Raw genomic sequence first — 20,629 nt, forward strand, 5'->3', positions numbered from 1 at the left:
TCGTGCCCCTGCCGCCAGGCCACCGGAACTGGCTGCGGCTGGAGTTCGGCGACCCCGACCAGGCCGGAGCCGTCGACGGCGCCGAGGTCCTGGTGCAGTACCGCGACGCGGTGGACCCCGAGCGGATCCACTGTACGCCGGGCACGAGCACGGCCCGTGTGCCGCTCACCCGACCCGAGGAACCGACCGCGATCCGCCTGCCCGAACACCCTGGCGTGTGGGCCCATTTCGAGGAGACTGCCGCATGACCGGGGAAAAGCTGGCGATGTTCGGCGGGTCCCGAGCCGTTCCGCCGGAGCGGGCCTCCAAGGAGCTCGTGGGCTGGCCGGTGATCACCGACGCCGAACGCGAGGCCGTCGTCGGGGTCCTGGACAGCGGGCAGTTCACCTCTAACAACCCGGGCGCCGGGCAGGTGCAGCTGCTCGAACGCGAGTGGGCCGCACTGGTGGGCACCACCCACTGCGCGGCGGTCTCCAACGGCACCACCGCCCTCGAACTGGCCCTCACCGCGGCCGGCATCGAGCCGGGCGCGGAGATCCTGGTCCCGGCCTTCTCGTTCATCGCGAGCGCCGTGGCCCCGGCGAACCGGCTCGTCGTCCCGGTCTTCGTGGACATCGACCCGGTGACCTTCACCATGGACCCGCGCGCCGCCGCCGCGGCCATCACCCCCCGTACGGCCGCGATCCTCGCCGTCCACCTGCACGGCCTGCCCTGCGACATGGCGGAGCTCCGCGAACTCGCCGACCGCCACGGTCTGCTGCTCGTCGAGGACGCCGCCCAGTCGCACGCCGCCCGCTACCGGGGAGTGCGCACCGGCGCGCTCGGCGACATCGCCGCCTTCAGCCTCAACGTGGTCAAGAACCTGCCGACCTGCGGGGAGGGCGGTCTGATCACGACGAATAACGACGCCCTGCACTCCCGGCTGCTGCGCCTGCGCCAGTTCGGCGAGGTGCTCGAAGGCCGAGTCAAGCGCGACTACGTCTCCCACGAGCTGGCGGGTAACGCCAAACTCAGCGCGGTCCAGGCCGCTTTCGCCCGCTGCCAGCTCGACCGCCTGGAGGACTACCACGAGGCGCGCGACCGCAACGTCCGCGCGATGCTCGACCGGCTCGCCGCGCTGCCCGGCCTGCGGGTCCCGCACTGCCCCGAGGACCGCACGCACGCCTGGCACATCCTCCGCTTCCGCTTCGACGCCGAGGCGATGGGCATCGAGGGCGTCACGCCGGGCGGTCTCCGCGCCGCGATCGAGCGGGTCATGCGGGCCGAGGGCGTACCCCTCCAGCAGTACCAGCGGGTCCCGCTGCCTCGGCAGAAGGCGCTGCTGACCCGTGAGGGCTTCGGCGGCTACCCGTGGAAGCTGCACCCCGGCGCGTACGAGAAGGAGGAGGAGTTCCCGAACACCCTCGCGGTCATCGAGGACTCCCTCACCCTCCAGCGCTGGCACCTCAACCCCGCCTCGGGCCCGGTCCTCCAGGACTGCGCGGCGGCCTTCGAGAAGGTCTGGGGCAACCTCGACCGGGTGGCGACGCTCGCCCGCGCGATGAGCCCGGCCACCGCGGAGGCCGCGCGATGAGCGACGTGGACCTCAAGGAGCTCGAAGACCGGGCGCACCGGGTGCGCGAACGCATCCTGGAGATGGGCGCCAGCGCCGTCGGCACGCACCTCGGCGGCAGCCTCTCCGCGACCGACGTGCTGACCGTGCTCTACGGCGCGGTGCTGCGGGTACGGCCGGACGAGCCCGACTGGACGGACCGCGACCGGTTCGTCCTCAGCAAGGGGCACGCGAGCTCCGCCCTGTACGCCGTACTCGCGGAGTCCGGGTTCATCGCGCCCCAGGAGACCGCCGAGTACGGCAGGACGGGCAGTCGCCTCGCCGGACACCCGCTGCGCCGCCTGGAAGGCGTGGAGTTCCCCACCGGCTCGCTCGGCCACGGCCTCTCGCTGGCCGCGGGCGCCGCTCTCGCCGGCCGCAGACTCGGCCGGCCCTCCCGGGCGTTCGCGCTGATCGGCGACGGCGAGCTCCAGGAGGGCTCGGTCTGGGAGGCGGTGATGGGCGCGGCCCATCACCGGCTCGACAACCTCGTCGCGATCGTGGACCGCAACGGCTGGCAGATCAGCGGCACCACCGAGGAGTGCCTGTCGCTGGAACCGCTCGCCGACCGCTGGCGCGCCTTCGGCTGGGCCGTGCACGAGGTGGACGGACACGACATGTCCGCCCTGCTCAAGGTCTTCGAGTCGCTGCCGGACACCGAGGGGCGGCCGACGGTGGTGCTCGCCCGCACGGTGAAGGGCCGGGGCGTGCCGATGCTGGAGGACCGCAAGAAGAGCCACTACGTCCAGCTGACGCCGAAACTCCACGCGCGCGCGTTGGCAGGACTCCGTAACCGCAGGGAGCGACAGCTGTGACCGAGACCGTGACCGCGCCGGAGGAGACCCCGGCGAACGAGCCCTCGTGGGAGGAGCGGTACGACGGGCCGACCCGGGACATCTGCCGGCGCACGCTCGTCGAACTCGCCCGCAGGGACCCGCGGATCATGTGCGTGGACTCCGACGTCGGCGGCTTGGAGACCCTCTTCGCCGACCTGCCCGAGCAGTACGTCAACGTGGGCATCGCCGAGGCCAACCTGATCGGCATGGCCGCCGGCATGGCCGCGTCCGGCCTCATGCCGTTCGCGCACACCCTGAGCGGCTTCGCCGCGGCCCGCGCCTGCGAGCAGGTCAAGGTGGACGTGGCGGGCAACAACCTGCCGGTCCGCATCGTCGCCACGCACGGCGGCCTGTCCGCCGGGCACTACGGACCCACCCATCACGCGGCCGACGACCTCGGGATCCTGCGGCTGATGCCGAACCTGACGGTGCTCGTGCCCGCCGACACGGTGGAGGCCGAGCAGGCGCTGCTCGCCTCCGTCGACCACCCGGGCCCGGTCTTCATCCGGCTCGGCCGCAGCGCCACACCGCTGGTCTACCGGGAGCCGTACGAGTACCGGATCGGCCGGGCAGTGACCCTCGCGGACGGCGACGACGTGACGCTGATCGCGACCGGCCCGCACCCGGTGGGGATGGCGCTGCGCGCCGCCGAGGCGCTGGCCGCCGAGGGCATCCGCGCCCGCGTGCTCAACATGCACACGATCAAGCCGCTGGACGAGGAGGCGGTCCTGCGCGCGGCGGCGGAGACCGGGGGCATCGTCACGGTCGAGGACCACCTGGTCGTCGGCGGCCTCGGCAGCGCGGTCTGCGAGGTCGTCGCGGCCCGGGGAGATGTCCCGGTGCGCCGGATCGGCGTGCCGGACCGTTTCACCGACCGGGTCGGCGGCGAGCTCGACCTGCTGGAACACGCGGGCGTCACCCCGGAGAACATAGCGGCCGAGGCACGGTCGCTGGCCGGGGTGACGGTCTGATGGACTCAGCCGCGCGTCCGCCACAAGGCGAGCGCGTCGGGGTCCACCGCACGGGGCAGGAGGAAGGCCGGCACCTGCTCGGCGGGCCTGGCGTCTACCAGGACACCGTGAGGCCGGCGGGCGAGCCCGTCGGCCCCGCGGAACCGCGCGGGGCCGCCCACGAGCCGGGCCGCCCGCCCGGCCAGTACCACCAGTTCCGCCGCCGGGTCGGAGCCGAGCGCGGCGGGCAGCGCGGCGGTTCCTTCGGGACCGGAGAACCAGGCCCGGACGGCGCCTTCCCACAGCGGGACGGGCTCGCCGCCCCACGGATGAGGCAGGTCCTCGTCCGGGGCGGCGAGATCCCTGGCCATGTGGACCTCGGACAGCGGCTTGTCCGGAGCGGGGAAGTGGGCCGTCGTCCGGTAGCCGAGCCGCGCGTAGAAGGCCGGATTGCCCCGCTCGACCACCACGTCGAGCACCACCCGGCCGAGGCCCTCGGCACGGGCGTCCGCTTCGAGGGCCCGGATCAGCAGCCGGCCGACGGACCGGCCCCGGCCCCGGGGCGCGACCGCGAGGCGGCGTACCGCCCACGCCCCGTCCCCGGCGGGCAGCGCGCGTACGCAGCCCAGCGGCTCGCCGTCCGCGTCGAAGGCCGTCCACAGGCGTGCGCCCCGCGCCAGGTCCGCCCGTACGTCGTCCGCCGTCTCGGTGGCGCCGTCGGCGACGGGCAGGCCGGGGTACGGATCGCCCGCGGCGAACGCCGCCCGGGCCACCGCGGCGGTCCGCCGCGCGACGGTCTGCTGCCCGTCGTACGCGTCGCACCCTCCCCGCCCGTGTGCCTCCACGGTCACCGGCACCGTCACCGCTTCTCCCACTTTCCCTGTCACGTCTCCGGAGCCGAGGAGTTCCGTATGGTCCATCACGTCAGTACCGCTCTCCACTGGTCGGGGGTGGCGGCGGCGCACACGGTCCCGCTCGACGGTCTCGCCGACAGCGTCGGCGCGGAACCGAGCGGGCGATCGGGCGCCGGCGCGTTCAACATCTGGGGCAATGCGTTTCCCGCCGACGAGCTGCCCTGCGGCGAACGCGTCGAGGTCGACGGGGTGCCGTTCCGGTTTCCCGAGGCCGACGGCGTACGGCCGGACCACCTGCGGTGCCGGGGCCAGCGGATACCGCTGACCGGCCTGCGCGCCGACTGGATCCACGTGCTGGGGGCCGCCGAGCGGCGCACCGAGGACGAAGTGCTCCTGGAGTACGCCGACGGCACCGTCCGCAGGCAGTGGCTGCGGATCTCGGACTTCTGGCCGCAGACGCCGGCGCGGTTCGGCGAGAGCCTCGCCTTCCGCACGGCCAAGCTGCTCTACCCGAGGCACGAGCAGCACACGATGAGCCCGTCGATCTGGCACCAGCGGGTGCCGGTGGCAGTTCCCGAGGGACTGAGCGCGCTCGTCCTGCCCGACAACCCGGCGATGCACCTCTTCGCCCTGACCCTGGTGGAGGAGGCGGCATGAGAGTCGAACTTGAGGGAGTACGGCCGTGGCGGCACGACCTCGGACACTGCCTGCACGCGACGATGGGCGTCCTGCTTGGCGCGCACGGCGTGGATCCGCTCCAAGTCCTCGGCGCGGCCTGGGGGTTCGGCTACCGGTCAGGTGACCTGCGGCGCGAGGAGTACTACGTCCCCTTCGGCGCGGAGTCGCTACTCGGGGCCATGGCTCCGCACCACCCAGTGAGTTCACGCTGGCACTGCCCGGCGGACGCCGAGTCGGCCTGGACGGAGGTCCGCGAGGTGGTCGCGGACGGGCGCGCGGTTGCCGCGGCCGTCGACAACTTCCATCTGCCGTTCCGCCCGGCCTACCGGGACGTGCACACCAACCACCTGCTGACCGTCTACGGGTTCGACGACGAGCGGGACGAGGTCCTGCTCGCCGATCCGGTGCCGCCGCGCTTCCAAGGAGCCATCACGCGGGCCGAGTTCGCCGCCGCGCGCAGCTCCGCCAATCCGGAGGACCACGACCGCGACCTGTTCTTCACCCGTAACCCGATCGGCGAGCGCTGGCTGGAGATCACGGTGGGCGAAGAGCTCCCGGCCTGGGACCCGGACCACGTGCGCTCCGTGATCGCCGCGAACGTCTCCGCCCTGGAGAACGACCGCGCCCTCGCGGCCGGCGGCCTCACGGACGACGGCACGGACCTGTTCGGGGGACGGAAGGGCATGGCCCGGTTCCTGGACGTCGCGGCGGCGCGGATGCGCGCGGGCGACGACCCCGAGGTGGTCGACGAGACCTTCGTCGTGGCCGGCACGGTCCTCGCGGAGACCGGAGTGCACGCGGACTGGCTCGCCGCGGCCGGGCAGGACTTCGGCCGGCCGGAACTGCGGGAAGCGGCCCGGCGGGTGGAGCGCGTCGCCCACCACTGGAGCGCGGTGCGCATCATCGTCGGCAACGCCCGCGAGGACACCGCGGCCGCCACGGAGGCGCTGGAGAAGAGGGCCACAGCGCTCCTGGCGGACCAGGACCGGGCCCTCGATCTCCTCGCGGACTGCGTCTGAGCCGACAGGGCCCGGGGAAGGGCCCGGTGCGGGGGTCTCAGCCCTCGAACTCGCCGGGGGCGAGCGAGCGCAGGACGCAGAACTCGTTGCCCTCGGGGTCGGCCAGGACCTCCCAGCCGCGGTCCGGGCCCTGGCCCACGTCGACCCTGCCGGCGCCCAGGGCGATCAGCCGCTCCACCTCGTCCTTGGTGCTCGTGTCGATCGGGCTGACGTCGAGGTGGAGACGGTTCTTCACGGTCTTGCCCTCGGGCACCCGGACGAAGACCAGGGTGACCGGCATCTGACGGGCCCGCAGGTCCTCGACGTTCGGCTCCCAGGAGCCGATCTCGATGCTGTCCTCGCCGCGGTCGAGAACCGTGAAACCGAAGACCTCGCACCAGAAGGCGGCGAGCCGTTCCGGGTCGTGGCAGTCGATGCTCAGCTCGGTGAACCTGCTTGTCATATCGCTCCTAGGGAGTGTGGACGGAGTCCCAGAGTATTGGCTCGCGCCGACCGACTGACTAGTCCGGGAACCTCCTGACTACGTACGCGGGCGCCGCAACAAGCATGCTGCGATGCGTAGATGACCAAGTAACCGACGCATCAGCGGAGGAGATTCCATGTCCCAAGTAGGGGCGATCGCAGAGCCCTGTCCGGAGTGCGAGGGCGGGGTGCAGGTGTCCGCCGAGGTCCGCTCCGGCGAGATCGTCGAGTGCCCGGACTGCGCCGCCGAGCTGGAGGTCGTCGGCGTTGCGCCGGTGCTCCTCGCGCTGGCGCCCGAGGCCGAAGAGGACTGGGGGGAGTAGGCATGATCGACGTCGCGGTGGTCGGGGCCTCGGGCTACATCGGGGGTGAACTGCTGAGGCTGCTGCTCGACCACCGCGAGGTGCGGGTGGCCGCCGCGGTGTCCACCCGCCTCGCCGGCAGCCGGGTGGACCGTGTCCACCCGAACCTGCGGGGCCGTACCGACCTCACCTTCATCGCCCCCGAATCACTCGGGGAGTACGACGTGATGTTCGTCGCCGTCGGGCAGACCGTCGGCCTGGAACTCATCCCCGAACTGCGGAGCAAGGCCAAGGTCCTGATCGACCTCGGAGCCGACTTCCGCCTGCGGGACGCGGAACTCTACGCCCGCCACTACGGAACGCCGCACACGGCGACCGACCTGCTCGCCTCCTTCGTCACGGGTCTGCCCGAGACGCACCGGGCCGAGCTCGCCACGGCGGATGCCATCAGCATGCCGGGCTGCATGGCCACCGCCTCGATCCTGGCCCTGCTTCCGCTCGCCCGGGCAGGGGTCGTCGCCGGCCCCGTCACGGTGGACGGACGCATCGGCTCCAGCGGATCGGGCGTGCGCGCCGAGCAGATGAACCTGCACGCCGAACGGAGCGGGGCCATGCGGCTCTTCGCGCCGACCGGCCACCGGCACGAGGCCGAGATCACGCAGGCGACCGGCGTCGACGCACGCATGGGCGCGACCGGCGTGGAAGCGGTCCGCGGTGCCCAGGTGGTCTGCCGGGTACCGGTACGGGAGCCCTTGGGCGACAAGGACGTACGCAAGCTGTACCGCCTCCAGTACCAGGACGAGCCCTTCGTCCGGGTCATCGCCCAGCGCCGGGGCCTCTACCGGCTCCCGGAGCCGAAGATCCTCTCCGGCACCAACTACTGCGACGTCGGGTTCGCCACCGACCCCGACAGGTCGACGGTGGTGGCGGTGGGAGCCCTCGACAACCTCGTCAAGGGCGGCGCGGGCAACGCCGTCCAGTGCATGAACATCCGCATGGGATGGCCGGAGCGGCTCGGGCTCGAATTCCCGGGGCTGCACCCCGTCTGATCCGTCCCGACAACACGACAAACCCGAGAGAAGGAGGCCGGCCGTGAGCGCAGGGCTGACCGTGGTCAAGTGCGGCGGGAACGCCGAGGTCCAGCCTGCCGCGGTGTGCGCCGGAATCGCCGAGATGGTACGCGCCGGAGGCTCCGTCCTCCTGGTGCACGGCGGTTCCGCGATGGTCACCGAGCTGGCCGGCCGGCTCGGCGTCCCGCTCGGCGAGCTGGTGGCACCGGACGGCACCGTCAGCCGACGGACCGACCGGGCCACCCTCGAAGTGGTCACCTTGGCCCTCGCCGGGCAGGCCAAGCCGGCGCTGCTGCTCGAACTGGCCCGGCTCGACGTGCCCGCGGTCGGGCTGACCGGCCTGGACGCGGGCCTTCTGCGGGCCCGCCGCAAGGCCGCGCTCCGCACGGTGGTCGACGGCAGGACCGTCGTCGTACGCGACGACCGCAGCGGCCGCCTCACCTCGGTGGAGACACCGCTTCTGAAGACGCTGCTGGCCGAGGGGATCGTGCCGGTGCTGTCGCCGCCCGCCCTCGCCGAGGACGGCGAACCCGTCAACGTCAACGCCGACCGGGTCGCGGCCGCCGTCGCCGGCGCCCTGGGCGCCACCCGTCTCGTCCTGCTCACCGGCGCGCCGGGCGTGCTCGCCGACGGCGCCGACCCCAATTCCGTGCAGGCCGAGTACCGCGTCCGCGAGGGCCGCGACCCGGCCGTCGGCGGCGGCATGACCGTCAAGCTCGTCGCCGCCCGCGAGGCGGTGGAAGCCGGTGTCGCCGACGTCCGCATCGCCGACGGGCGGTACGCCGAGACCGTGTCCGCCGCCCTGGCCGGACGTGGCGGCACCCGGATCCTCGGCCCCGAGCCGACCGCGGCGGACCCTCGCGCATGACCCATCGCGGGGGCCCTTCGCGCATGACAAGCGGCCCCTCGCGCATGACAAGGAGAGAAACCCCGTGACCGACACGACCGATCCGATCCCGCTGCTCCAGCAGATGATCAGGTTCCGCGGCGTCAATCCCCCCGGGAACGAGGGCCCGTGCGTCCGGTACGTCACGGACATCATGCGGGCCGCCGGCGCAGACGTACAGCTGCTCGGCTCCGACCCCGAACGCCCCAACCTGGTCGCCCGTATACCCGGCGCGGGCCTCGCGCCGCCCCTGCTGCTGCACGCGCACGCCGACGTCGTGCCCACCGACGGCCAGCAGTGGACGCACCCCCCGTTCGAGGGGAACATCATCGACGGCCACGTCTGGGGCCGGGGCGCCATCGACATGCTGGGCAGCCTCGCGATGATGGTCTCCTCCCTGGAACGGCTGCGCGCCGAGGGCGCCGCCCCGGCGGGTGACGTCATCCTCGCGGTCTCGCCCGACGAGGAAGCGGGCAGCAGGGTGGGGGCCGGCTACCTGACCCGCGAGCACCGCGAACTGTTCGACGGCGTCGCCTACGGCATCGGGGAGGACGGCGGAGCCGTCCTGAGCTGCCTGTCCCGGCGGGTGCACCCGATCGTCGTGGCCGAGAAGCGCGCCTGCTGGATGCGCCTCACCGTGCGCGGACGCGGCGGCCACGCCTCCCGGCAGGGCTGGTCGGGCACCTCGATGAGCAAGCTCGCCGCGCTGCTGCGCAGCCTGGAGGAGGGCCGGCTGCCCACGCACGTGACGCCCGCCCTCGACCGGATGCTCGCCGAGCTCGCCTCGGCCGCCGAGGAACCGCTCGCCGGCCGGCTGCGCGAGCTGCGCGACCCGGAGGGCAAGGCGACGATCCCGTACGACCTGCTGCCCGAGGCCGACGCCGTCTACCTGGACTCCGTCCTGCGCAACACGGTCAACGCGACCATCGTCCGCACGCCGGAGAAGATCAACATGCTGCCGAGCGAGTTCTCGGTGGACTTCGACGGCCGCATCCTGCCCGGCGGCTGGACCGTCGAGGACTTCCGCACCGAGCTGCGCGAGCTGATCGGCCCCGACGGCGACCTCGAACTGCTCCTGGAGGGCGACCCGATGCCGCCCCCGGTCTTCGGCGGCTTCTTCGAGGAGATCGCCGCCGTCATGCGGGACGCCGACCCCGAGGGCCTGCCGCTCCCCATGATCACCCCGGCCTCCACCGACGCCCGGCTCTTCGCGGGCCTCGGCATCGCCTGTTACGGCTGGGTGCCGATGCTGCTCCCGGCGGGCAGCCGCTACCAGGACGCGATGCACGCCGCCGACGAGCGGGTACCCGTCGACGCCGTGCGCTTCGGCGCCGACCGCTTCCACGACCTCCTGCTCCGCTACCGCTGACCGACCCTCGTCCGAAACCGCAGACCGCCCCTCGTCCGAGGAGTTTCCATGGGCCCCACCTTCATCGAGACGCTCCGTCGGCGCGCCGAGAGCACCCCCGACCGCCTGGCGCTCGAGTTCGAGATCTCGGAGACCGAGATCCGCGCACTGAGCTACGCCGAACTCGACCGGGGTGCCAGGGCGATCGCCGCGCTGATCCAGGCGCGTACCGACCGGGGCGACCGGGTCCTGCTCCTCCACCAGCCCGGCCCCGACTACGTGACGGCGTTCTTCGGCTGTCTGTACGCGGGGGCGGTCGCCGTCCCGGTCTACCCGCCGCTCGGCGCGCACGGCATCGAGCGGGTGGGAGCCATCGTCGCCGACTCCGGCGCCGCGCTCGCCCTCATCGACACCGTCACGCTCGCCATGATCGACGAGCGGGGCGACCGGCTCGGACTGCGCTCCTCCCTCGCGTGGGCGACCACCGACGACGCGACCGAGGACCCGGCGGACTGGCGGGATCCCGAAGTGTCCCCGGACGACCTGGCGTTCCTCCAGTACACCTCCGGCTCCACCGGGACGCCGAAGGGCGTCATGCTCAGCCACGTCAACCTCGTGCACAACTCGGCCACCATCGGCCGCTCGCTCGGCCTGGACGAGAACAGCCGCGGCGTGAGCTGGCTGCCGCCGTACCACGACATGGGCCTGATCGGTGGCATCCTCCAGCCCGTGCACACCGGCTTCCCCTGCACGCTGCTCTCGCCGATGACCTTCCTCCACCAGCCCATGCGCTGGCTGCGGGCGGTCAGCCGCACCCGGGCGACCATCACCGCCGCCCCCGACTTCGCCTACGCCGAGGTCCTGCGCCGCACCAAGCCCGCGGACCGCGAAGGGCTCGACCTGTCGGAGCTGCGGCACGCGCTCACCGGCGCCGAACCCGTGCGCGGCACCACCATGGACGCGTTCGCGGAGGCGTTCGAGGCCGCCGGCTTCCGCCGCTCGGCGTTCTACCCCTGCTACGGCCTGGCCGAGGCCACCCTGTTCGTCACCGGACGGGCCGATCCGGCGGCCGACCCCGGCGCCCTGCGCGTGCGCCGCCCGGATCTGGAGGAGGGCCGGGCCGTCGAGGCCGCGACCGACGAGCCGGCCGCCGAGCTGTCCGGCTGCGGCTGGGCGCACCACGAGGACCTGGCGCTGATCGTCGACCCCGGCACGGGCGAGCCGCTGCCGGAGGGCGCCGTCGGCGAGGTCTGGGTCAGCGGCCCGACCGTCGCCCACGGCTACTGGAACCGGCCGGATCTGACGGCCACCACCTTCGGTGCCGTCGCCCAGGGCCACCCCGGACGGACCTTCCTGCGCACCGGCGACCTGGCCTTCCGGCACGGTGACGAGCTGTACGTGACCGGACGCATCAAGGACCTGATCATCGTCAGGGGCCGCAACCTCTACCCGCCGGACCTGGAGCTGACGGCCGAGCGGTCCCACCCGCTCCTGAACCCGGGCCGCGGCGCGGCGATCGCCGTCGACGACGGGGCCACGGAGGAGGTCGTCCTCGTGCACGAGGTGGTACGCGGCTTCCGCGCGGAGGACGGACCGGCCGTGGTGCGGGCCGTGCGCGAGGCCGTGGCCGCCGAGCACGGGCTCGCCTTCGCGGACGTCGTGCTCGTCCGGGTCGGCAAGATCCCGCGCACCAGCAGCGGCAAGGTCCGCCGGGCCGATTGCCGGACCCGCTGGCTCGCGGGCGCGTTCGAACCACTGACGGCGACCGGCCAGACGGGCCAGTCGGACCGGACCGGCCAGTCGGACCGGACCGGCCAGACTGGTCAGACGGACCAGCCCGGTGCGGAGGCGGCGCTCGCCGCGAGCCCGTCGCTCCCCGACGGCCTGGCCGAGCTCGTCGCGGCCGCCCTGGACACCACCCCCGAGGCGCTCGTCGCGGACGCGCCGCTGGTCGGCCAGGGTCTCGACTCGCTGCGGGCCGTACGGCTCAAGGCGGCCCTCGCCGACGCACGCGACGTGGACGTTCCGCTCGCCCGCTTCCTGGACGGCCTCACCCCGCTCGACCTCGCCGCGTACGCCTCCGGCGAGACCGCGCGGCCGACGGAGGCCACCCTCGCGGGGCCCGCTTCCGTCAGCCCCGAGCAGGAACGGATGTGGCTGCTCGACCAGATGGGCGCCGGCGACGCGTACCACATCGCCGGCGGCCTCCGGCTGAACGGCCCGCTCGACCGCGCCCTCCTCGAACGCTGCCTCGTCGCGCTCTTCGACGAGACCCCGCTCCTGCGCTCGGTCTTCACGCAGGAGCCGGGCGGCGGCCTGAGCCTGTCCGAGCGGCCCACCGCCGACATGTTCGCGCTGCCCTTCCACGACCTGTGGGGCCTCGGCGAGGGCCGCGTGGAAGAGGAGCTGCGGGCCCTGGCCGCCACGCCGTTCGACCTCGCCTCCGGGCCGCTCGTGCGCACCGTCCTGCTGCGGCGCGGCCGGCGGGACTGGGTCCTCGGCCTCTGCGCGCACCACGCCGTCCTCGACGGCTGGTCCATGGCCCTGCTCCTCGGGCGGCTCGGCGACGCCTATCGGCAGGGCGGCACCATCACGCCCGTACCGGCGGCCCCCGTTCCCCGCGCCGCGTGGACCGAGGAGTCCCTCGCCGCGTGGCGCGAGCGCCTCGACGGCGCGCAGGCCCTGGAGCTGCCCACCGACCGGCCCGTTCCGGCCGCGCCGACATGGCGGGGCGCCTCGCTCCCCGTACGGATCCCCGCCGAACTGGCGGACAGGCTGAGGATGTTCGGGGGAGACCGGGGCACCACGCCCTTCACGGTCCTGCTGTCGGCCTTCGGCGTCCTGCTCGGCCGCTGGAGCGGTCAGGACGACTTCGTGGTCGGCACCGTCGCGGCGGGCCGGGAGCACCCGGGTACCGACACCGCCCTCGGCATGTTCGCCGACACCCTGCCGCTGCGCGTGCGCACCCGTGCGGCCGGCTTCGCCGAGGTCGTGGACGACGTGCGGTCCCAGTGCCTCGCGGCCTTCGACCGGGCACGACCGCCGTTCGACGAGATCGTCCGCGCCGTGTCCGAGCGGACCGCCGACGGCCGGGTCCCCCTGGTCCGCGCGTTCCTCGCGCTCCAGAACCTGCCCATCGACCCCTGGGAAGCCGGGGGAGTCCGCGCCGTGCCCTTCGAACTCCCCTCGCCCGGCGCCAAGTTCGAGCTGTCCCTGCACCTCGGCCCCGACTCCGACGGCTCGCTGACCGGCCACGCCGTCTACGCGGCCGACCTGTTCGATGAGCAGACCGTCACCGCCCTCCTCGCGGGACTGCCCGCCCTGCTCGACGCGGCCCTCGCCGATCCGGCCGCCACCGTCGACGACCTGCCCGCGCTGGCCCCCGCCGAGGCGGAGCGGATCGCGGGGACCGTCGCGGACGGCGGCCCGGCGGCCATCGAGGACGGACTGGTCCACCGGCTCGTCGAGGGCGTCGCGCGGACCAACCCCGAGGTGACGGCCGTCGCCTGGGACGGCGGTTCGCTCACGTACGGCGAACTCGACCGCAAGGCAAAGGGATTGGCGGCACGGCTGCGCGCCCTGGGCGTGACGCCCGACCTGCCCGTCGCCGTCTGCCTGCCGCGCTCGCCCGAGCTGATCATCGCCGTGTACGCCGTCCTCCTCGCCGGCGGCGCGTACATGCCCCTCGACACCGCCCACCCGGCGGCCCGCCTCGCGCGCCAGATCGACGTGGCGCGCGCCCGGATCCTCATCGGCTCCGCACCGGGCTTCGAGCCACCGGAGGGCACGGTCCTGGTCGACCCCACGGGGGATGACGAGGCCGCCACCGGGGCCACCGGCGCAGCCGAAGCCGCCGAAGTCCTGCCGGGGCATCTCGCCAACATCCTGTTCACCTCCGGCTCGACGGGTGAACCCAAGGCCGTGATGACCTCCCACGCCGCCCTGGCGAACCAGCTCGTCTGGTTCCAGGAAGGCTACGGACTGAAGGCCGGGGAGTCGGTCCTGCTCAAGACCCCGGTCAGCTTCGACGTTGCCGGCCTGGAACTCCTCGGGCCGCTGGTCGCCGGAGCAACGGTGGTCCTGACCCGCCCGGACGGCCACCGCGACCCCCACTACCTCGCCCATCTGATCCCCCGGCACGCCGTCACCACCGTGCACTTCGTCCCGTCGATGCTCCAGACCTTCCTGGAGGAGCCCGACGCGGCGGCGGCCGGACGGACGCTGCGGCAGGTCGTCTGCATCGGCGAGGAGCTGGCACCGGCCCTGGCGGAACGCTTCTTCGAGGTGCTCCCCGGCGTCGAACTGCACAATCTGTACGGTCCGACGGAAGCGGCGATCGACGTCACGTTCCAGCGCGTCGGCCCCGAGGAGACCCGCCTGATGCGCGTGCCCATCGGCCGCGCGATGTCGGGCACCCGGCTCTACGTCCTGGACTCCTCGGGAGGCATCGCCCCGCCGATGGCACCGGGGGAGCTCCACATCGGCGGCATCGCCTCGGCGCGCGGCTACCTCCGCCGCCCCGGACTGACCGCCGAACGCTTCGTCCCCGACCCGTACCACCCGGGCGAACGCCTGTACCGGACCGGCGACCGCGCGCGGATGCGTCCCGACGGGACGTTCGAGTACCTCGGCCGGCTCGACCGCCAGCTCAAGATCCGCGGCCAGCGGGTGGAGCCCGGCGAGATCGAGGTGGCGCTCAACCGCCACCCGCTCGTCCGCGCCTCGGTCGTCGAGGCACGGCCCGACGCCTCGGGCCGGCCCCGGCTGCTCGCCTGGGTCGTGCCCGCGGGCGCGGAGTCGCCGAGTTCCGAGGCCCTGCGCGGTCACCTCGAAGAGGCGCTGCCGTCCGGCCTGGTGCCGGACGTCGTGACCGTACTCCCGGAGTTCCCGGTGGGACCGCACGGCAAGCTCGACCGGGGGGCGCTGCCCGACCCGGTCCCGGAGGCGGCCACACCGCAGGAGGCGGTCGCTGCCCGCACCCCCGTGGAACGCGAACTGGCCCGGATCTGGGGCGATGTGCTCGGCATCCCGGCGCCGTCGGTCACCGCCGACTTCTTCCGGCTTGGCGGGCATTCGCTCATGGCCACCCGGGTCGCGATGCGCGTACGCGACGCGTTCGGCGTCACCCTGTCCGCCGGTGAGCTGCTCAGCGGCTCGCTGACCATCGAGCGGATGGCGGCACTCGTCCAGAGCCGGCAGCTCGCCGACGCGGGCGAGGGCGAGGTGGACGAGGTGCTCGGCTGGCTCTCCGGCCTCTCCGACGAGGAGGTCACCGCCCTCCTCCAGGACAGGACCTGACGGCGCGGGTTGTAGGGAACCTTCCTGACTTATGGGCGCGACCGGAGGCTGACAGGCTTCCCGACGGACCAGCCCCTCTCCGAAGACGAGGAACGTCATGGCAAGCAAAATCGGCCGCGCCGCGCACCTGATCTGCGCGGCCGTGGTCGCCTGCGCGGTCCTCGCGCTGCTCGGGCTCGGATACGGTCCGCTGCCCGCGCTCGGGAAGGCCCTGGTCCCCGGCGGGGGAGTGTGGCAGTCGGCCTCCGCGAGCACCGCCGTCAGGAGCGAGACCCTGACGCTCCCCGCGCTGAAGGGCCCGGTCACGGTGTCCTTCACCGCCGAGGGATACGCCTCCGTCAAGGCCGGCAGCGACGAGGACCTCTTCGTCGCCCAGGGATACGTCACCGCCCGCATGCGCCTCACGCAGCTGGACCTCCAGCGCCGGATGGGCGCGGGCCGCCTCTCGGAGTTGGTCGGCGCGGTCGCCCTCGACAGCGACAAGTTCCAGTTGCGCCTGGGCCTGCTGCGTACCGCCGAGGCCCGCTGGGCGGCCACCCCGCGCGACAGCGCGGCGGCACGCGCCCTCACCGGCTACGCCGAGGGCGTCAACTCCTGGATGCGGCACCTGGCGAAGACCGGCGAATGGCCCACGCTCTACGGCCTCACCGGGGTACGCCCCCAGCCGTGGACGCCCGTGGACAGCCTGGTCGTACAGGGCGTGGTCACCCAGCAGATGAACTTCAACACCATCGCACTCGACTACACCCTGCTCAGGAAGTCCCTCGGCCCCGAGCTGACGATGGCCTGGTTCCCGGAGTTCGCGCCGACCGAGCAGCGCCCGTACGACCCGGGACCGTACAAGAACCTTCCCCTCACCCCGCGGACCATCCGGAACGCCAACGCGGCCGACCCGGCGAAGACCCCCGAGGCCGCACCGGCGAAGTCCGGGGCCGCCCCGTCCACCCGTGCCCTCAAGGCGGCTGCCGTCCCGCAGGACGACGTCCTGCCGGAGACCTTGCGCCAGCTCGACTTCAACAGCAACGCCTGGGTCGCGAACGGCCCCGAGGTGGCCGGCGGCGGCGCGATGCTCGCGGGCGACCCGCACCTCTCGACCACCCTGCCGTCCTACTGGTTCGAGATCTCGCTGACCTCGCCCGGCTACCAGACCTCCGGCGGCTCCCTGCCGGGCCTGCCCGGCGTGCTGATCGGCAAGAACCGGAACATCTCCTGGTCCCTGACCAACGCGCAGACCGTGGGAACCTTCTTCTACGAGGAGAAGCTCTCGCCCGACCGCCCCGACTCCTACTACTGGAAGGGCGCCTGGCGCCCCATGGAGAAGATCCAGTACTCCATTCCGGTACGCGGCGGATCCGACGTCCCCCTCACCGTCGACCTCACCGTCCACGGACCGATGATGACCCTCCTCGGACAGCGCGTCGCGGTTGACTGGATGGGCAACTTCCCCCACAACGACCTCGAAGCGCTCCTGGCCGCCAACCGGGCCACCGACTACACCTCCTTCCGGCAGGCCCTGGGCGGCTGGAAGGCCCCGGCACTGAACTTCGTGTACGCCGACGAGAAGGGCCACATCGGCACCTTCCTCGTCGGAGACGTCCCGCAGACGCCGAAGGGCTCCCAGCCCTGGTACCCCCTCTCCGGAACCGGCGACGAGGACGTGGTGGGCACAATCCCGTACGAGGCCCTCCCGCAGTCGTACGACCCTCCCGGGCACCTGATCGCCTCGACCAATCAGCGCCCGGTGACCAAGGACTACCCGTACTACGTCGGCACCTCGGTGGACTTCGACCCCGGATATCGGCAGTCGGTGATCGAGCGCTTCCACTCCGAGCGGGGCGCCCTGACCCCAGAGGACTACGTCACGCTCCAGAACGACGTCACCGATGACCTGGCCGTCAAGCTGAAGCCGACGCTGCTCACCGCGCTCGACGGCATGGAACTGACCGGACGGGAACGCGAAGCCCGCGCCCTGCTGGCCTCGTGGAACCACTCGATGGACACCGACTCGCCCGCCGCCTCCGTGTGGTGGACCTTCCTCGACGCGTACCTCAGGGGCGTCTTCCAGCCGTACTGGGACGAGAAGAAGGTCCCGGCGAGCGAGGACCCCTGGATCCTCGACCTCAAGCGCTCCCCGATCCCGCTGCGCGAGATGCTCCAGTACTGGACCCTCGAAGACCCGGGCAACCCGGCCTTCACCCCGCCCGGCGGCGCCCCCCGCACGGCCCCCGAGGTCATGCGCACCGCCTTCCGCGCGGCCGTGAAGCAGCTGAGCGGCGACCTGGGCGCCGATCCCGCCGCCTGGACCTGGGGCAAGCTGCACACCCGGGAGATCCCCTCGCTGACCGGCGCCCCGGGACTCCAGTACGGGCCGTACGGCGACGGCGGCAGCCCCTGGACCGTCAACGCGGCGGGCGGCGACCTGAGTTCGAGCTACGGACCCAGCCTTCGCGTCATCGTCCGATGGCCGCCCGCCGGCGCCCCCGAAGCGCGGGCGATCTACCCCGGTGGCCAGAGCGAGACCCCGACCGCCGCCTGGTACGACAACCTCATCGTCCTCTGGCGGGAGAAGAAGTACCTGCCGATGGGCCCGCCGCAGAGCGCGCGGGAGACCACGGCGACCTGGTCCCTTCGAGCGGGAGAGTGACATGACCACCGAGACCGTCGTGGAATCGGGCGACCGGGCCGCCGAAGAACCCGAAGGCGCCGCGAGCGCCGAGGGAGGAGGGCCCCGGCTCTTCGCGGCGGCCGGCGCGGGCATCGCCGTCGTCGTCGCCCTCGGGGCCTGGCTGGACCTCTGGTACCTGCCGTTCGCCGCGGGCATCGCCGCCGGGATCCTCGGCGCCCGGCACCGCTGGGGATTCCTCCGCGGCACCGCGCTGCTGCTCCTCGCCGGACCCCTGCCGTGGGCCGCGGTGCTCGCACTGCGGGCACTCGCGGGAGACGGGATCGCCGGGACCGCGCGCACGGCGGCAGCCCTCGCCGGGCTGCCCGCCATGGCCGCCGTGACGGTTCTGCTGTCCCTGCTCGTCGCGTTGCTGATCGCCGGCCTCGGTAGTTGGACCGGACGCGCGCTCCTGCGGACCCTCCGCTAGAACCGGAGAACCTGAAAGATACTCATGACACTCATTCAACTGTTGTTCCTCGACATAGTGGTCATCCTGGCGGCCGCCCGGTTCCTCGGCGCGGCAGCCGTACGCCTCGGACAGCCCCGGGTGATCGGAGAGATCACGGCGGGACTCGTCCTGGGCCCGACGGTCCTCGGTCAGCTCGCCGGCGACGCCGTCTTCCCCGCCACGGCGATCCCCGGCCTCAAGAGCCTGGCCGCCGTCGGCCTGACGCTGTTCATGTGCGTGGTCGGCATGGAGATGGACCACCGGGTCCTGCGCGGCCGGACCCGCGTGGTCACCGGCCTCGCCGCGATCTCCACGCTGGTCCCGCTCGCCCTGGGCTGCGCCTTCGCGGTCTGGCTCGCCCCCGAGTACGCGGACGGCGACACCCTGCCGTTCGTGCTGTTCATGGGCGTGGCGGTGTCGGCCACCGCCTTCCCCGTACTCGCCCGCATCCTCGCCGACCGCGGGATGCAGCAGACCCTCCTCGGCGGGATCGCCCTCTCCGCCGCAGCCCTCATCGACATCGTCGCCTACAGCCTCCTGAGCGTGGCCGTGGCCCTCGGCTCCGCCTCCGGCGCCGAGGCGTGGCGCCTGGTCCTCATCCCGGTGTACATCGCGGTGCTGGTCGCCGTGGTCCGGCCGCTGCTGCGCCGCCTGGCCGACACCTCCGAGCCGCTCCCGTACCTGCTGCTCGGACTGTTCGCCTCGGCCTTCGTCACCGAGTGGCTGGGGATCCACTACATCTTCGGGGCCTTCGCGTTCGGCGCCGTCATGCCGCGCGACGAGGCGTTCCTCCGCCGGATCCGGGAGCGTCTTGAGCCCGCCGTCCTGCTTCTGCTGCCCATGTTCTTCGCGGTCACGGGCCTCACGGTCGACCTGGCCAAGCTCCAGCTGGACGACGTGGGGGTCCTCGTCGTGATCATGGCGATCTCGGTGTTCGGGAAGCTCGGCGGCGGGTACATCGCCGGCCGCCTCTCCGGCATCCCGCACCGGGGCGCCGCGACCCTCGGGGCCCTGGTCAACGCCCGTGGCCTGACCGAACTGGTCATCCTTTCCGTGGGCCTGGAACAGGGCCTGATCGGGCCCGAGTTGTACGCGATTCTACTCGTCATGGCGCTGGTCACCACGGTGATGACCGGGCCGCTCCTCAGCCTGTTCCACCCGGTGTCCCGCACGGGGGCGAACCTGGTGAAGCAGGGCGAGGGACAGGGCCAGGGCGAGGGCCAGAGCGAAGGCGAGGCGGCCAGGGATCGGACCGAGGGGGCGAACGCGCCATGACCGACGCCTTCGCGCTGTCGCACCTCGACTCCCTGGAGTCCGAGTCCGTCCACATCTTCCGTGAGGTGGCGGGCGAGTTCGAGCGGCCGGTGATCCTCTTCTCCGGCGGCAAGGACTCCATCGTCATGCTGCACCTGGCGCTGAAGGCCTTCGCCCCCGCGCCGGTCCCCTTCACGCTTCTGCACGTCGACACCGGGCACAACTTCCCCGAGGTCCTGGAGTACCGCGACCGGGTCGTCGCCCAGCACGGGCTGCGGCTACACGTCGCCTCCGTACAGGAGTACATCGACGCCGGCAAGCTCCGCGAGCGCCCCGACGGCACCCGCAACCCGCTGCAGACCGTCCCGCTGACGGAGGCGATCCAGCAGCACCGCTTCGACGCCGTCTTCGGCGGCGGCCGCCGCGACGAGGAGAAGGCGCGCGCCAAGGAGCGGGTGTTCTCGCTGCGCGACGAGTTCTCGCAGTGGGACCCGCGCCGTCAGCGCCCCGAGCTGTGGCAGCTCTACAACGGCCGGCACGCGCCCGGCGAGCACGTCCGTGTCTTCCCGCTGTCCAACTGGACCGAGCTGGACGTCTGGCAGTACATCCAGCGCGAGAAGATCGGGCTTCCCGACATCTACTTCGCCCATGAGCGCGAGGTGTTCGCCCGCAGCGGCATGTGGCTGACGGCCGGCGAGTGGGGCGGCCCGAAGGAGTCCGAGACGGTCGAGACGCGGCTGATCCGCTACCGCACCGTCGGCGACATGTCCTGCACGGGCGCGGTCGACTCCACCGCCACGACACTCGACGAGGTCATCGTCGAGATCGCGGCCTCCCGGGTCACCGAGCGGGGCGCCACGCGTGCCGACGACAAGCTGTCCGAGGCGGCCATGGAAGACCGCAAGCGCGAGGGGTACTTCTGATGACGACCACGACGACGGCGGCCTCCACGACGGCGGCCTCCAAGG

General features: G+C 72.9%; 17 protein-coding genes. 15 read left to right on the forward strand and 2 right to left on the reverse strand.

Annotated features, from left to right (window positions below; all coding sequences use genetic code 11):
* The first annotated feature begins 2 nt into the window (after positions 1–2).
* Genes AB0B01_RS04175 through AB0B01_RS04190 form a run of 4 tightly spaced genes read left to right on the forward strand, consistent with a single transcriptional unit; the run spans position 3 to position 3,398 of the window.
* Positions 3–248 (forward strand): hypothetical protein, encoded by a 246-nt coding sequence (locus AB0B01_RS04175; RefSeq protein WP_361712687.1) that lies wholly within the window; start codon positions 3–5, stop codon positions 246–248.
* A complete protein-coding gene (locus AB0B01_RS04180; RefSeq protein ID WP_361712689.1) occupies positions 245–1,573 on the forward strand; it encodes a DegT/DnrJ/EryC1/StrS family aminotransferase in 1,329 nt (442 codons plus the stop codon). Before AB0B01_RS04175 ends, AB0B01_RS04180 begins: the two co-directional genes overlap by 4 nt.
* Positions 1,570–2,406: a transketolase gene (locus AB0B01_RS04185; RefSeq protein ID WP_361712690.1), complete on the forward strand. Its 837-nt coding sequence runs from the start codon at positions 1,570–1,572 to the stop codon at positions 2,404–2,406. Before AB0B01_RS04180 ends, AB0B01_RS04185 begins: the two co-directional genes overlap by 4 nt.
* Positions 2,403–3,398 (forward strand): transketolase C-terminal domain-containing protein, encoded by a 996-nt coding sequence (locus AB0B01_RS04190; RefSeq protein ID WP_361712692.1) that lies wholly within the window; start codon positions 2,403–2,405, stop codon positions 3,396–3,398. Before AB0B01_RS04185 ends, AB0B01_RS04190 begins: the two co-directional genes overlap by 4 nt.
* A 5-nt stretch (positions 3,399–3,403) precedes the next feature.
* Here the strand turns inward: AB0B01_RS04190 and AB0B01_RS04195 are convergent, their stop codons facing one another.
* Positions 3,404–4,240 (reverse strand): GNAT family N-acetyltransferase, encoded by an 837-nt coding sequence (locus tag AB0B01_RS04195; RefSeq protein WP_361712694.1) that lies wholly within the window; start codon positions 4,238–4,240, stop codon positions 3,404–3,406.
* Positions 4,241–4,288: 48 nt separating this feature from the next.
* Between AB0B01_RS04195 and AB0B01_RS04200 the strand changes: the two genes are divergently transcribed.
* Positions 4,289–4,888 (forward strand): hypothetical protein, encoded by a 600-nt coding sequence (locus tag AB0B01_RS04200; RefSeq protein ID WP_361712696.1) that lies wholly within the window; start codon positions 4,289–4,291, stop codon positions 4,886–4,888.
* The gene (locus AB0B01_RS04205; RefSeq protein WP_361712698.1) at positions 4,885–5,928 is read left to right on the forward strand and encodes a BtrH N-terminal domain-containing protein; all 1,044 of its coding nucleotides are present in this window, start codon (positions 4,885–4,887) and stop codon (positions 5,926–5,928) included. Before AB0B01_RS04200 ends, AB0B01_RS04205 begins: the two co-directional genes overlap by 4 nt.
* A gap of 37 nt (positions 5,929–5,965) precedes the next feature.
* Here AB0B01_RS04205 and AB0B01_RS04210 read toward each other — a convergent pair whose 3' ends face one another.
* Positions 5,966–6,370, reverse strand: coding sequence for a VOC family protein (locus tag AB0B01_RS04210; RefSeq protein ID WP_356510285.1), 405 nt, complete (start codon positions 6,368–6,370; stop codon positions 5,966–5,968).
* A 157-nt stretch (positions 6,371–6,527) separates the two neighbouring features.
* Here AB0B01_RS04210 and AB0B01_RS04215 point away from each other — a divergent pair, with 157 nt between their 5' ends.
* From AB0B01_RS04215 to cysD, 9 genes are all read left to right on the forward strand, one after another.
* Positions 6,528–6,713, forward strand: coding sequence for a lysine biosynthesis protein LysW (locus AB0B01_RS04215; RefSeq protein ID WP_361712700.1), 186 nt, complete (start codon positions 6,528–6,530; stop codon positions 6,711–6,713).
* Between the two features lie 2 nt (positions 6,714–6,715).
* Positions 6,716–7,741 (forward strand): N-acetyl-gamma-glutamyl-phosphate reductase, encoded by a 1,026-nt coding sequence (gene argC / locus AB0B01_RS04220; protein ID WP_356510289.1) that lies wholly within the window; start codon positions 6,716–6,718, stop codon positions 7,739–7,741.
* A 43-nt stretch (positions 7,742–7,784) separates the two neighbouring features.
* The gene (gene argB / locus AB0B01_RS04225; RefSeq protein ID WP_361712702.1) at positions 7,785–8,630 is read left to right on the forward strand and encodes an acetylglutamate kinase; all 846 of its coding nucleotides are present in this window, start codon (positions 7,785–7,787) and stop codon (positions 8,628–8,630) included.
* A gap of 64 nt (positions 8,631–8,694) precedes the next feature.
* Positions 8,695–10,017, forward strand: coding sequence for a M20/M25/M40 family metallo-hydrolase (locus AB0B01_RS04230; RefSeq protein WP_361712704.1), 1,323 nt, complete (start codon positions 8,695–8,697; stop codon positions 10,015–10,017).
* Positions 10,018–10,065: 48 nt separating this feature from the next.
* Positions 10,066–15,294 (forward strand): amino acid adenylation domain-containing protein, encoded by a 5,229-nt coding sequence (locus tag AB0B01_RS04235; protein ID WP_361712706.1) that lies wholly within the window; start codon positions 10,066–10,068, stop codon positions 15,292–15,294.
* Between the two features lie 97 nt (positions 15,295–15,391).
* Positions 15,392–17,938 carry a penicillin acylase family protein gene (locus AB0B01_RS04240; RefSeq protein WP_361712708.1) on the forward strand — a complete coding sequence of 849 codons (2,547 nt, stop codon included), beginning with the start codon at positions 15,392–15,394 and terminating at the stop codon, positions 17,936–17,938.
* 1 nt (position 17,939) lies between these two features.
* Entirely contained in the window at positions 17,940–18,386 is a 447-nt protein-coding gene (locus AB0B01_RS04245) for a hypothetical protein (RefSeq protein ID WP_361712710.1), read from the forward strand.
* Between the two features lie 24 nt (positions 18,387–18,410).
* The gene (locus AB0B01_RS04250) at positions 18,411–19,682 is read left to right on the forward strand and encodes a cation:proton antiporter (RefSeq protein ID WP_361712712.1); all 1,272 of its coding nucleotides are present in this window, start codon (positions 18,411–18,413) and stop codon (positions 19,680–19,682) included.
* Positions 19,679–20,584 carry a sulfate adenylyltransferase subunit CysD gene (cysD, locus tag AB0B01_RS04255; protein WP_361712714.1) on the forward strand — a complete coding sequence of 302 codons (906 nt, stop codon included), beginning with the start codon at positions 19,679–19,681 and terminating at the stop codon, positions 20,582–20,584. Before AB0B01_RS04250 ends, cysD begins: the two co-directional genes overlap by 4 nt.
* Positions 20,585–20,629 lie beyond the last annotated feature (45 nt).

The sequence above is a fragment of the Streptomyces sp. NPDC044571 genome, from assembly GCF_040647115.1.
Lineage (GTDB): Bacteria > Actinomycetota > Actinomycetes > Streptomycetales > Streptomycetaceae > Streptomyces.

Excerpts from the sequence above, each read along its gene's own strand:
- AB0B01_RS04180 (WP_361712689.1), top strand. The coding sequence starts at position 245 with ATGACCGGGGAAAAGCTGGCGATGTTCGGCGGGTCCCGAGCCGTTCCG.
- AB0B01_RS04185 (WP_361712690.1), top strand. The coding sequence starts at position 1,570 with ATGAGCGACGTGGACCTCAAGGAGCTCGAAGACCGGGCGCACCGGGTG.
- AB0B01_RS04200 (WP_361712696.1), top strand. The coding sequence starts at position 4,289 with ATGGTCCATCACGTCAGTACCGCTCTCCACTGGTCGGGGGTGGCGGCG.
- AB0B01_RS04205 (WP_361712698.1), top strand. The coding sequence starts at position 4,885 with ATGAGAGTCGAACTTGAGGGAGTACGGCCGTGGCGGCACGACCTCGGA.
- AB0B01_RS04210 (WP_356510285.1), bottom strand. The coding sequence starts at position 6,370 with ATGACAAGCAGGTTCACCGAGCTGAGCATCGACTGCCACGACCCGGAA.
- AB0B01_RS04215 (WP_361712700.1), top strand. The coding sequence starts at position 6,528 with ATGTCCCAAGTAGGGGCGATCGCAGAGCCCTGTCCGGAGTGCGAGGGC.
- argC (WP_356510289.1), top strand. The coding sequence starts at position 6,716 with ATGATCGACGTCGCGGTGGTCGGGGCCTCGGGCTACATCGGGGGTGAA.
- AB0B01_RS04235 (WP_361712706.1), top strand. The coding sequence starts at position 10,066 with ATGGGCCCCACCTTCATCGAGACGCTCCGTCGGCGCGCCGAGAGCACC.
- AB0B01_RS04240 (WP_361712708.1), top strand. The coding sequence starts at position 15,392 with ATGGCAAGCAAAATCGGCCGCGCCGCGCACCTGATCTGCGCGGCCGTG.
- AB0B01_RS04245 (WP_361712710.1), top strand. The coding sequence starts at position 17,940 with ATGACCACCGAGACCGTCGTGGAATCGGGCGACCGGGCCGCCGAAGAA.
- AB0B01_RS04250 (WP_361712712.1), top strand. The coding sequence starts at position 18,411 with ATGACACTCATTCAACTGTTGTTCCTCGACATAGTGGTCATCCTGGCG.
- cysD (WP_361712714.1), top strand. The coding sequence starts at position 19,679 with ATGACCGACGCCTTCGCGCTGTCGCACCTCGACTCCCTGGAGTCCGAG.